Consider the following 12,600-nt stretch of genomic DNA (forward strand, 5'->3'; position numbering starts at 1 on the left):
TTCGGCGTAAACGTATGTTTCAAACAACTGTTTGACCGTCACAACAAATCAATGCGGTCGTTCATTCCCGGTTACATCAGCAGAGGTTTATCGCTATGCCTGACTACAAGGCCCCCTTGCGTGATATTCGCTTCGTTCGTGACGAACTGCTCGGCTACGAAGCGCACTATCAGAGCCTTCCAGCGTGCGCAGAAGCAACGCCGGACATGGTTGACGCCATTCTCGAAGAGGGCGCCAAGTTTTGTGAGCAAGTGCTGGCACCGCTGAACCGCGTGGGTGACACCGAAGGCTGCACCTGGAGCGAGTCCGGCGTGAAAACCCCGACCGGCTTCAAAGAGGCCTACAAGCAATTCGTCGAAGGCGGCTGGCCAAGTCTGGCCCATGACGTCGAGCACGGCGGTCAGGGGCTGCCTGAGTCGCTGGGTCTGGCTGTCAGCGAGATGGTCGGCGAAGCCAACTGGTCGTGGGGCATGTACCCGGGCCTGTCGCACGGCGCGATGAACACCATCTCCGAACACGGCACCCCAGAGCAGCAGGAAGCCTATCTGACCAAACTGGTCTCCGGCGAATGGACCGGCACCATGTGCCTGACCGAACCGCACTGCGGCACCGACCTGGGCATGCTGCGCACCAAGGCCGAACCTCAGGCCGACGGTTCCTACAAAGTTTCCGGCACCAAGATCTTCATCTCGGCCGGTGAACACGACATGGCCGACAACATCGTCCACATCGTACTGGCCCGCCTGCCGGATGCACCGGCCGGCACCAAAGGCATTTCCCTGTTCATCGTTCCGAAGTTCCTGCCGAACGCCGACGGCACCGTCGGTACCCGTAACGCCGTGACCTGCGGTTCGATCGAACACAAGATGGGCATCCACGGCAACGCGACCTGCGTGATGAACTTCGACGGCGCGACCGGTTTCCTGATCGGCCCGGCGAACAAAGGCCTGAACTGCATGTTCACCTTCATGAACACCGCACGTCTGGGTACCGCACTGCAAGGTCTGGCCCACGCCGAAATCGGTTTCCAGGGCGGCCTGAAATACGCTCGCGATCGCCTGCAAATGCGTTCCCTGACTGGCCCGAAAGCGCCGGACAAGGCCGCTGACCCGATCATCGTTCACCCAGACGTACGCCGCATGCTGTTGACCATGAAGGCATTTGCCGAAGGCAACCGTGCGATGGTGTACTTCACCGCCAAACAGGTCGACATCGTCAAATACGGCGTGGATGAAGAAGAGAAGAAGAAAGCCGACGCACTGCTGGCCTTCATGACTCCGATCGCCAAAGCGTTCATGACCGAAGTCGGTTTCGAATCCGCCAACCACGGCGTACAGATCTACGGCGGCCATGGCTTCATCGCCGAGTGGGGCATGGAGCAGAACGTTCGCGACAGCCGCATCTCGATGCTGTACGAAGGCACCACCGGCATCCAGGCACTCGACCTGCTGGGCCGTAAAGTGCTGATGACTCAAGGCGAGGCGCTGAAAGGCTTCACCAAGATCGTCCACAAGTTCTGCCAGAACAACGAAGGCAACGAAGCCGTCAAGGAATTCGTCGCACCGTTGGCTGCACTGAACAAAGAGTGGGGCGAGCTGACCATGAAGGTCGGTATGGCTGCAATGAAAGATCGCGAAGAAGTCGGCGCGGCCTCGGTGGACTACCTGATGTACTCCGGTTACGCCTGCCTGGCCTACTTCTGGGCTGACATGGCGCGTCTGGCTGCCGAAAAACTGGCTGCCGGCACCACCGACGAGGCGTTCTACACCGCCAAGCTGCAAACCGCGCGCTTCTACTTCCAGCGCATCCTGCCGCGTACCCGTACGCACGTGGCCACCATGTTGTCGGGCGCCAACAACCTGATGGACATGAAAGAAGAAGACTTCGCACTGGGCTACTAAGCCTTAACGCGGTCTTTCGAAAAACCGCTGCTCCTTCGGGGGCAGCGGTTTTTTTGTGCCCGGATTTCCCCAATCCCGGGGCTGATTCCCCAGCATTGATGAGGTCGCTGCTCAGCCGACCCCTTGCGCTTATTGATTCAAAATGTTTCCAGAGGACTGGCCAATTAATTGCACTGCCCGATTTACCGGTGCTAACCAGAACTGCCTGCTCAAAGAAGCAAGACGCCCGGCACTTAACAACAACAGTCAGGGTGAAGCCTATGAACATCAGTCGACTCGCTCGTTTGACCTTCTGGTTACCCATCGCGCTGTCAGTCCACAGCGCATGGGCCGCCGACCCCGCCGTGGTCGATCCTCCCGTGCCGGAGGTGCCTTCGCTGCAATCACTGCGCGGGATGGTGCCCCCCGATCCGTCCGGAACCGAAGGCGGGCGCAAGGTCGACCTGATGACCGACTACGTGCTCAATCGCCAGGCCGCGATCCTGCTGGGCAAAGCGCTGTTCTGGGACATGGAGATCGGCAGCGACGGCTCCACGGCATGCGCTTCCTGCCACTACCACGCCGGCGTCGACCACCGCATCACCAACCAGCTCAACCCCGGCCAGGCCCATACCAACGCCAATGTCGCGTCGATCTTCAACAAGCCGTTTGTAGCCTCGGACATTCCCGGTGATGTGGCGTCCTACGCGACGTTGTCCGGCGGCAAGGGCGGCCCGAACTACACGCTGAAGAAAACCGACTTCCCGACCCACGTGCTGAGCAATCCGCTGGAGCGCAACTCGCCCATCGTGTACTCGACGGACGATGTGGTCGGCTCGCAAGGCGTGTTCGACGCCAACTTCGTCAAACCCAATCAGGCGCGTTTCGACAAATGTACTCAGCAGCCGGACGGTATTTTCCAGGTCGGTGGCATCAACGTGCGTCGCAGCACCGGGCGCAATGCGCCGTCGGTGATCAATGCCGCGTTCAACGTGCGCAACTTCTGGGACGGTCGGGCCAACAACGTGTTCAACGGCTTCTCGCCGTTCGGTAATCGCGATCCGGATGCCGGGATCTACGTGACCAGCGAACGCAGCACGGTTGCGACCAAAGTGCGGCTGGCGCTCAACGATGCGTCTGCCGCCTCGCAAGCCGTCGGCCCGCCCGGCAGCCCGGTGGAAATGTCCTGCGGTGGCCGTACCTTTGCCGACATCGGCCGCAGGATGCTCGACACGCTGATGCTAAAGCAGCAAAGGATTTCATCCACCGACTCGGTGCTGGCTCCAGTATCGGGCGCACGGCGGCCGACCTATCGCGAACTGATCAAGAACGCCTTCCAGCCCCGGCTGTGGAACGCCACGCAAAACGTTCTGGTGGGCGGCGTGCCGTACACCCAGATGGAGGCCAACTTCCCGCTGTTTTTCGGCCTGGCGATCCAGATGTATGAGGCGACGCTGGTGTCCGATCAGGCGCCGATCGATGCTTACCTGCAGGGCGATCACACGGCAATGAACGCGCAACAGGTGGAGGGCATGAACCTGTTTCTCGGCAAGGGCAAATGCGTCAATTGCCACGGCGGTCCGGAGCTGACCAACGCCGCCAGCCGCCTGCTGATGCACCCGCGCGAACGCATTGAGCGGATGGTGATGGCCGACAACCTGACCACCCTTTACGACAACGGCTTCTACAACACCGGTGTGCGCCCGACCTCGGAAGACCTGGCCCTCGGCGGCGCGGATGCCTGGGGCAATCCATGGTCGTTCACCCGGCAGTACAACAGCGTGTTGCAGGGCGGTCGCTCGGTCGATCCGCTGGACGTCGATGTCTGCACGTTCGAGGCACCGTTGAGTGCGGCGATTCCGTGCGATGCCACGCTCAAACCGAATGTCGGTTTCCGCGACTCGGTCGACGGCGCATTCAAGACCCCGACCCTGCGTAACATCGCCCTGACCGGGCCGTACTTCCACAACGGCAGCCGCTCGACGCTCAAGCAGGTGATGGAGTTCTACAACCGTGGCGGTGACCGGCGCGGTGAAGATGCCAACAACACCAGCGGCTTTGAGCATCCGGCGGTGAACCAGCACAACACTTCCAACCTCGACCCGGACATGACGGCGCTGAACCTGACGCCCGATGAAATCGACGCGCTGGTGAAATTCATGGAGGTCGGCCTGACCGATCCTCGCGTGGCATGGGAGCGCGCACCGTTCGATCATCCGTCGCTGGTGATTCCGCAGGGCCACATCGGCGATGAAAATGCCGTGACCCAGCGTCCGGCCAGTCCGAAAGTCACGACCCGTCAGGCGATGGACGCATCGCTCAATCTCAAGCCTTACGGTGCTGAAGGCCGGCCGGCGGCAGAGGGGCCATTGCAGCCGTTCTACAACGATCTCTGAGCATAAAAACACACCATGGCCATCAAGAATGATGGCCATGGTGGCCGTCTAGCGGCCATTGCGCAAAAAACCTTACTGAATTACTCAGCAACTGCCGATTTCGGCCGTTAAAGAGACAGCCTGTGATCTGGATCACATTGTGTGTGCTTAACTGGCCACATTGCAGGCACAATGCCATCTCTTTGCCATGACGGGTCGGAGCTTTTACCCTTGCCGCGTTCTTCCGCTGTACGTTTCAGTCATTTCCTGCCGTCACTGCTGTTGTTGCTCGCGGGGTTAGCGGCTGCGTACGTCAAAGACCTCAACGTGTTCTTCACCTCGCTGTTTAACGTGTTGCCGACATTGGTGCTGCTGTTGGGCGGTTCGTACTGTGCGGTTTACCGACGCCAGCGCGAGCTGTTTCTGATGGTCACGGTGTACATCGCCTACTTCCTGCTCGACACCCAGACTGACTATTACCGCGACAACGGCAAGGTGCGCGAAGATGCGGCCGTGGTGTTCCACTTGGTCTGTCTGTTGCTGCCGTTGCTGTTCGGTCTGTTCGCCGCATGGCAGGAACGCACGCATCTGTTTCAGGACATGATCGCGCGCTTCGCCGTGCTGCTGGCCTTTGGCAGCGTGGCGCTGGGGCTCGAGCAAAGCTACCCGCAGGCCTTGCTGATGTGGCTTTCCGAGATCCGCTGGCCGGCGCTGCACGGCGCGTGGATGAGCCTGATCCAGTTGTCGTATCCGGTGTTCATCTCGGCGTTCCTGCTTCTGGCCTGGCAATACTGGCGCAACCCGCGTCCGCTGCACGCGGCGCAACTGGTGGGGTTGCTCGGGGTGTTCTGGATGCTGCCGAAAACCTTCATCCTGCCGTTCACCCTGAACATCATGTGCAGCCAGGTCATGCTGATGATTGCGGCAGCGGTAGCGCACGAGGCGTATCAAATGGCCTTTCGCGACGAACTTACCGGTTTGCCGGGCCGCCGCGCACTCAACGAGCGCATGCAGCGTCTGGGTCGCAACTATGTGCTGGCGATGAGCGACGTCGATCATTTCAAGAAATTCAACGACACCCACGGCCACGACGTGGGGGATCAGGTGTTGCGTCTGGTCGCCAGCAAGCTGTCCAAAATCAGCGGCGGCGGTAGGGCGTATCGCTATGGCGGTGAGGAATTCGCCCTGGTGTTTGCGGGCAAGACCCTCGAAGAGTGCATGCCGCACCTGGAAGTCATCCGCGAGTCGATTGCGTCCTACAACATTCAGCTGCGCAATCAGGAAAGTCGCCCGCAGGATGATCAGCAGGGCCGTCAGCGCCGCTCGGGTTCGGGGGCGTCCAGCGTGTCGGTCACGGTCAGCATCGGCGTGGCCGAGCGTCTGGAGCAGCGCACCCCGGAAGAAGTGCTGAAATCCGCCGACCAGGCGCTCTACAGCGCCAAGGGCGCAGGGCGAAACTGCGTGATGGCGTTCGGTCAGAACCGCCGTGGCGCGGTGCGCATGGACAGCGCCGCAGGTTGAGTGATGACGGCGCATTCAGCGTCTGGACAGTGATTGTGGGGCAGGGTGACCGGCAGTAGGTTGAAGCAATCTGCTGAAGGAGAAGCCACCATGCCCGAGTACAAAGCTCCGTTGCGCGATATGCGCTTTCTGATCGACCACGTCTTTGACTTCCACACTCAGTACGCGGCTCTCGGCGCCCACGACGCCAGCCCGGACATGATCAACGCGATCCTCGACGAGGGCGCGAAGTTCTGTGAGAACGTTCTGGCGCCGCTCAATCGCAGCGGCGATGAAGAGGGCTGCCATTTCGACAATGGCGTGGTGACAACGCCTACAGGCTTCAAGCAGGCCTTCGCACAATACGTGGAAGGTGGCTGGCACGGTCTGGCGGCAGATCCGGCTTACGGTGGCCAGGGCCTGCCGAGTTCGCTGGGGCTGGTGATCAGCGAAATGGTCGCCTCCAGCAACACCTCGTGGGGCATGTACCCGGGCCTGACCCATGGCGCCATGTCGGCGATCCACGCCCACGGCACCGACGAGCAGAAAAACACCTATCTGCGCAAACTTACTGCGGGCCAGTGGACCGGCACCATGTGCCTGACCGAAGCCCATTGCGGCACCGACCTGGGCATTATCAAGACCCGCGCGGTGCCGCAGGCCGACGGCAGTTATGCAGTGACCGGCAGCAAGATTTTCATCTCCGCCGGCGAGCACGACATGAGTGACAACATCATTCATCTGGTGCTGGCCAAACTGCCGGACGCACCGGCGGGCACCAAAGGCATTTCGCTGTTCATCGTGCCGAAATTTCTCCCGGACGCCTCCGGTGAGGCGGGCGAGCGCAACGGCGTTTCCTGCGGCTCGATCGAACACAAAATGGGCATCAAGGCATCGGCCACCTGCGTGCTGAACTTCGACGACGCCAAAGGTTTCCTGATCGGCGAGCCGAACAAAGGCCTGAATTGCATGTTCACCATGATGAACCACGCGCGCCTCGGCACCGGGATGCAGGGCCTGTGTCTGGGCGAGGCAAGCTTCCAGGGCGCAATCAAATACGCCAACGACCGCTTGCAGATGCGGGCCCTGACCGGTGCCAAGTCCCCGGACAAACCGGCCGACCCGATCATCGTCCATCCGGACGTGCGACGCATGCTGCTGACCATGAAAGCCTTCAACGAAGGCAACCGCGCGCTGACTTATTTCACCGCGCAGATGCTCGATGTCGCGCACCTGAGCCCGGACGCCGAGGCGCGTCAGGAAGCCGAAGACCTGTTGGCGTTCCTGACGCCGATCTGCAAGGCGTTCATGACCGACACCGGCCTTGAGGTGACCAACCACGGCATGCAGGTGTTCGGTGGCCACGGATTTATCCGCGAGTGGGGCATGGAACAACTGGTTCGTGATTGCCGCATCGCGCCGATCTACGAGGGCACAAACGGCATTCAGGCGCTGGATCTACTCGGGCGCAAGGTGCTGGGCAGCCAGGGAAAGCTGCTGCGCAACTTCACCAAAATCGTCCACAAGTTCTGCGCCGCCAACGCCGGGAATGCGCAGTTGGGCGGGTTTGTCGCGCAGCTTGATGGTCTCAATCAGCAGTGGGGCGAGCTGACCATGAAGGTCGGTATGGCCGCGATGAAAAATCCGGATGAAGTCGGCGCCGCGTCGGTGGATTACCTGATGTACAGCGGTTACATCGTTCTCGGCTACCTGTGGCTGCGCATGGCTCTGGTTGCCCAAGCGCAGCTGGAGTCGGGCGAGGGGGATGGCGATTTCTGCCAGGGCAAACTGGCGACGTGCGAGTTTTACTTCAAGCGTCTGCTGCCGCGCACCGCTGCGCATCGTTCGGCGATCGAGGCGGGTAGCGATTGCCTGATGAAACTGCCGGCGCAGTTGTTCGCGCTGTAACACGCCACTGTTAAACAAAAGAGCCCGCTGATTGCGGGCTTCTTTATGGTTGATTGCTGGTGACTAAAAATAACAAATCAGTCATCGCCTGACCCTATGTGTCGCAAAAGTTGTTGGGTTACACTCCAGCTCAACGAAATCACCCTTCCACGAATCACCTGTTTAGATCTTTGCGAGGTTTGCCATGGCTGACTACAAAGCGCCGCTGCGCGATATGCGCTTCGTCCTCAATGAAGTGTTCGAAGTCGCCAAACTCTGGGCCGAACTGCCGGCCCTGGCCGAGACCGTGGACGCGGAAACCGTTGAAGCCATTCTCGAAGAGGCCGGCAAGGTCACCAGCAAAAGCATTGCGCCCCTGAGCCGTGCCGCCGATGAAGAAGGCTGCCACTGGGCCGACGGTGCCGTCACGACGCCGGCCGGTTTTCCACAGGCTTATCAGACTTATGCCGAAGGCGGCTGGGTCGGTGTTGGCGGTGATCCGGCCTACGGCGGCATGGGCATGCCAAAAGCTGTCTCGGCCCAGGTCGAAGAAATGGTCAACTCCGCCAGCCTGTCCTTCGGTCTGTACCCGATGCTGACCGCCGGCGCTTGCCTGTCGATCAACGCCCACGCCAGCGAAGAACTGAAAGCCGCTTACTTGCCGAACATGTACGCCGGTGTCTGGGCTGGTTCCATGTGCCTGACCGAGCCACACGCCGGCACCGACCTGGGCATCATTCGCACCAAGGCCGAACCTCAGGCTGACGGTTCCTACAAGGTCAGCGGCACCAAGATCTTCATCACCGGCGGTGAGCACGACCTGACCGAAAACATCATTCACCTGGTGCTGGCCAAACTGCCGGACGCACCGGCGGGGCCGAAAGGCATTTCGCTGTTCCTGGTGCCGAAGTTCATGGTCAATGCCGATGGCAGCCTGGGCGCGCGCAACCCGGCGAACTGCGGTTCGATCGAACACAAGATGGGCATCCAGGCGTCCGCTACGTGCGTGATGAACTTCGACGAAGCCGTGGGTTACCTGGTCGGCGAGCCAAACAAGGGCCTGGCCGCGATGTTCACCATGATGAACTACGAGCGTCTGGGCGTCGGCATCCAGGGCCTGGCCACCGGCGAGCGCTCGTACCAGAACGCCATCGAATACGCCCGTGACCGCCTGCAAAGTCGTTCGCCGACCGGCGCGCAGAACAAGGACAAGGTGGCCGACCCGATCATTGTCCACCCGGACGTGCGTCGTATGCTGTTGACCATGAAAGCCTCGAACGAAGGCGGCCGTGCGTTCTCCACTTACGTGGCGATGCAGCTCGACACCGCCAAGTTCAGCGAAGACGCCGCGACCCGCAAACGTGCGGAAGATCTGGTGGCCTTGCTGACGCCAGTGGCCAAGGCGTTCCTGACCGATCTTGGACTGGAAACCACCGTCCACGGCCAGCAGATCTTCGGCGGCCACGGCTACATCCGTGAGTGGGGCCAGGAGCAACTGGTGCGTGACGTGCGCATCACCCAGATCTACGAAGGCACCAACGGCATTCAGGCGCTGGACCTGGTGGGGCGCAAGATCGTCGGCAGCGGCGGCGCGTTCTACAAACTGTTCGCCGACGAGATCCGCCATTTCACCGCAACCGCCAGTGCCGATCTGGGCGAGTTCACCAAGCCGCTGAATGACGCCGTCGACACCCTCGACGAGCTGACCTCATGGCTGCTGGACCGGGCGAAAACCAACCCGAACGAAATCGGCGCGGCATCGGTCGAGTATCTGCAAGCGTTCGGCTACACCGCTTACGCCTACATGTGGGCACTGATGGCCAAGGCATCGCTGGGCAAAGAAGCGCAGGACGATTTCTATGCGAGCAAACTCGGCACGGCGCGGTTCTATTTCGCCCGTCTGCTGCCGCGGATTCACTCGTTGAGCGCGTCGGTGAAGGCCGGCAGCGAGTCGCTGTTCCTGCTGGACGCTGCGCAGTTCTGATGATGTAACGTCATGTAAGCGATCTCTTACATGACGTGCTGCTGTTCTCCCATAGGCGTAGATTGGATCCAGAGCTAATCTACTTTCCATGGACGTCGCGCAGGAAGCGCAAAGCAACAACACGGACACGTAGGATTCTGCCAGGGTGGCGGAGTGAAATGGATGTCAGGGAAACAGTCTGCAAAGCCCCGCTTCGGCGGGGTTTTCTTATGCCCGCAGAAAAGTTTTCAGCTCAACGCGTCCAGCGGCGGCGCCCCTTTCAGCGGTTTGTCCTCACGCTGATCACCTCTTCCAGCAACGTTCGCAGCAAGGCCAATGGCGCCTGCTGGCGTTGCACATCGCGACACACCAGCCCGACCTTCAACGGCACGCGCGGCTCACTCAACGGTTTCCACAGCAGATCCTGATCGTCGTACTCTTTTTGCGAACGACCGGGCAGCACCGTCGCCAGACGGGTATGCGGAAGGCTGTCGAGAATCCCCACCATATTGTTCAATTCGGCCTGCACTTGCGGGCGTCGTCCGAGGCTGGCCAGTTGCGCCTGCCAGATCTGGCGGATCTGAAATTCTTCGCCCAATAGCAACATCGGCAATTCGGCTGCCTGACTCATCGAGACTTTCTTGAATTCCCGCAGCGGATGATCCGCCGGGATGACCAGCGTCAGTTCATCTTCGTACAACATCACGCCGTGCAGCCCCGGCTGGCGTGGCGGTAGATAGCTGATGCCGATGTCCAGCGAGCCGTTGAGCAGTCGCCGCTCGATCTCAAGCCCCGTCAGTTCATAAATCTGCACCACCAGATGCGGCTGGGCCTTGCGCACTCTCTCCAGCATTTGCGGCACCAGGCTGGTGTGCACGGTTTGCAGCACGCCGATCGCCAATGTGCGCAGTGCCTGCCCTTTGAAGTTACCCAACGCCTCACGCGCCCGCTGCATGCCGTCGAGCAGTGGCAAGGCGTGGTTGTACAAGGTGTGGGCGGCGAGGGTCGGCAGCAGGCGTTTGCTGCTGCGTTCGAACAGGGTGACGTCGAGGTTTTGTTCCAGCTGGCGAATCTGCTGGGACAGCGCGGGCTGAGAGATCGACAGGCGCTCTGCGGCGCGTCCGACATGCCCTTCTTCATAGACCGCGACGAAATAACGCAGTTGTTTGAAATCCATAAGTAACACTTATCGAAAATGCTGGGAAATCGAAATGGCTTGACGCCGTGACCCGGCCTAGTCTAACCGCATTCACAAGGCTTACAGGGCCGGAAAGCGCAATGACCAGCGTTTGTTTTGAAAGTGTTTGCATAGGCAGTTCAAAAAACCTCGATCGAGGTTTTTTTCAATGAATCTGTTCAGTTTGCGGCGCCAGACGCCGAGTCTCGATGACCTGGCTTTTGAAACCCAAGAATCGGATGCCGCTGATGGCCTGAATGCCGAACGTCTGATGCCCAGCGTCGAGCGTCCGCAGCAGGTATTCGTTCGCGGTCAAGGCTCCTGGCTATGGGACAGCAATGACCGCGCCTACCTGGACTTTTCCCAGGCCGGAGGCGCCAATAGCCTCGGCCACAGCCCTTCGGCGCTGGTCAAAGCCATTGCCAACCAGGCCCAGGCCCTGATCAATCCCGGTTTCAATCTGCACAACCGCGGCATGCTCAGCCTTGCCGAACGTCTTTGTGCGAGCACTGGCAGTGATCAGGCATACCTGCTCAACAGTGGCAGCGAAGCCTGTGAGGCGGCGATCAAACTGGCGCGCAAATGGGGCCAGCTGCATCGCGGCGGCGCCTCGCGGATCATTGTCGCCAGACAAGGCTGTCACGGACGTAGTCTGGCGACGATTTCGGCGTCGGACAGTTGCAACCTGCACAACCGTTTCGCACCGTTGCTGCCCGGTTTCGATCCGGTACCGTTCAATGACCTGCCGGCGCTGCATGCAGCAGTGGATGCGCAGACCGTAGCAATCATGCTCGAACCGATCCAGAGCGATGCCGGAGTAATCCCTGCGACCGAGCATTACCTCAAGGGTGTTGAACGCCTCTGCCGTGAGCTGGGGATTCTGCTGATTCTCGACGAGGTTCAGACCGGCATCGGCCGTTGTGGCACCTTACTCGCCGAACAGTCCTACGGCGTGCGCGCCGATATCGTCGTGCTCGGCAAAGGCCTCGGCGGCGGTGTTCCACTGGCGGCGCTGCTGGCGCGAGGCAAGGCCTGCTGTTTCGATTCTGGCGAGCTGGGCGGTACTCATCATGGCAACGCGCTAATGACCGCCGCAGGGCTGGTGGTGCTCGACAGCGTGCAGGACCGTGCATTCCTCGAACAGATCCGCGACAACTGCCAGCATCTGCGCGAAGGGCTCGCCCGTCTGGCCTATCGTTATGAGCATGGCGAGTTACGCGGGCAGGGGCTGTTCTGGGGACTGAGCCTGTCGGAAGACTCCGCCGAGGCCGTTGTCAAAGCCGCGCTTCACGAAGGTTTGCTGCTCAACGCCCCACAAGCCGACTGCCTGCGCTTCACACCGGCGCTCAACGTCAGCAAGGCCAACATCGACGAAATGCTCCTGCGCCTGGCCCGCGCCTTCTCCCGGGTACGCACCGCGCAACTGCAATGCCGCAAAGGGATTGCCGTCTGAGCTGAAATTTCCCACCCGAATTCAAGAACCGTCTCGCGGTATAACGCACGCCCCACTCCTGATTCTTTTGGCGTGGGGCGTTTTTTTGTGGCCGGATAATGGCAATCAGATGGCGAGATTGCGGTTTGCACTGAACCCTGACAAACGGCACAGGTCGATTAGCTTGTATGGCTCAGGTGAGCCAACCCCCAATCAGGAGCTGCCCCATGGACTTTATCCGCATCATCATTGCCATTCTGTTGCCGCCTCTGGGTGTGTTTCTGCAGGTCGGGTTCGGCGGCGCGTTCTGGCTGAACATTCTGCTGACGTTGTGCGGTTACATCCCGGGGATCGTGCATGCGGTGTACATCATCGCCAAACGCTGA

The 12,600-nt window shown here is 60.5% G+C and carries 8 protein-coding genes; 7 read left to right on the forward strand and 1 reads right to left on the reverse strand.

Features of this window, described 5'->3' with window-relative positions; genetic code table 11:
• Window positions 1-95 precede the first annotated feature (95 nt).
• The 5 genes from QRN46_RS05625 to QRN46_RS05645 all read left to right on the forward strand — a co-directional run bounded on the left by QRN46_RS05625 (window position 96) and on the right by QRN46_RS05645 (window position 9,626).
• The gene (locus tag QRN46_RS05625) at window positions 96-1,901 is read left to right on the forward strand and encodes a phenylacyl-CoA dehydrogenase (protein WP_011336238.1); all 1,806 of its coding nucleotides are present in this window, start codon (window positions 96-98) and stop codon (window positions 1,899-1,901) included.
• 260 nt (window positions 1,902-2,161) lie between these two features.
• A complete protein-coding gene (locus QRN46_RS05630; RefSeq protein ID WP_064380303.1) occupies window positions 2,162-4,276 on the forward strand; it encodes a cytochrome-c peroxidase in 2,115 nt (704 codons plus the stop codon).
• Between the two features lie 210 nt (window positions 4,277-4,486).
• Window positions 4,487-5,776, forward strand: a complete 1,290-nt coding sequence (locus QRN46_RS05635; protein ID WP_041475445.1) for a GGDEF domain-containing protein — start codon at window positions 4,487-4,489, stop codon at window positions 5,774-5,776.
• Window positions 5,777-5,866: 90 nt separating this feature from the next.
• The gene (locus QRN46_RS05640; protein WP_011336235.1) at window positions 5,867-7,663 is read left to right on the forward strand and encodes an acyl-CoA dehydrogenase C-terminal domain-containing protein; all 1,797 of its coding nucleotides are present in this window, start codon (window positions 5,867-5,869) and stop codon (window positions 7,661-7,663) included.
• 184 nt (window positions 7,664-7,847) lie between these two features.
• Window positions 7,848-9,626 (forward strand): acyl-CoA dehydrogenase C-terminal domain-containing protein, encoded by a 1,779-nt coding sequence (locus tag QRN46_RS05645; RefSeq protein WP_102685698.1) that lies wholly within the window; start codon window positions 7,848-7,850, stop codon window positions 9,624-9,626.
• Between the two features lie 259 nt (window positions 9,627-9,885).
• On the opposite strand, the gene QRN46_RS05650 is transcribed toward QRN46_RS05645, so the two are convergent.
• Window positions 9,886-10,782: a LysR family transcriptional regulator gene (locus QRN46_RS05650; protein WP_221616013.1), complete on the reverse strand. Its 897-nt coding sequence runs from the start codon at window positions 10,780-10,782 to the stop codon at window positions 9,886-9,888.
• A 169-nt stretch (window positions 10,783-10,951) separates the two neighbouring features.
• On the opposite strand from QRN46_RS05650, the gene QRN46_RS05655 reads away from it, so the two are divergent.
• Together QRN46_RS05655 and QRN46_RS05660 are read left to right on the forward strand one after the other, a co-directional pair.
• On the forward strand, window positions 10,952-12,235 hold the full coding sequence (locus tag QRN46_RS05655; RefSeq protein WP_011336232.1) for an aspartate aminotransferase family protein: 1,284 nt from the start codon (window positions 10,952-10,954) through the stop codon (window positions 12,233-12,235).
• A 206-nt stretch (window positions 12,236-12,441) separates the two neighbouring features.
• Window positions 12,442-12,600: a YqaE/Pmp3 family membrane protein gene (locus QRN46_RS05660; RefSeq protein WP_003228885.1), complete on the forward strand. Its 159-nt coding sequence runs from the start codon at window positions 12,442-12,444 to the stop codon at window positions 12,598-12,600.

Source organism: Pseudomonas sp. lyk4-R2A-10 (genome assembly GCF_030209075.1).
Taxonomy (GTDB): Bacteria; Pseudomonadota; Gammaproteobacteria; order Pseudomonadales; family Pseudomonadaceae; genus Aquipseudomonas; species Aquipseudomonas glycinae.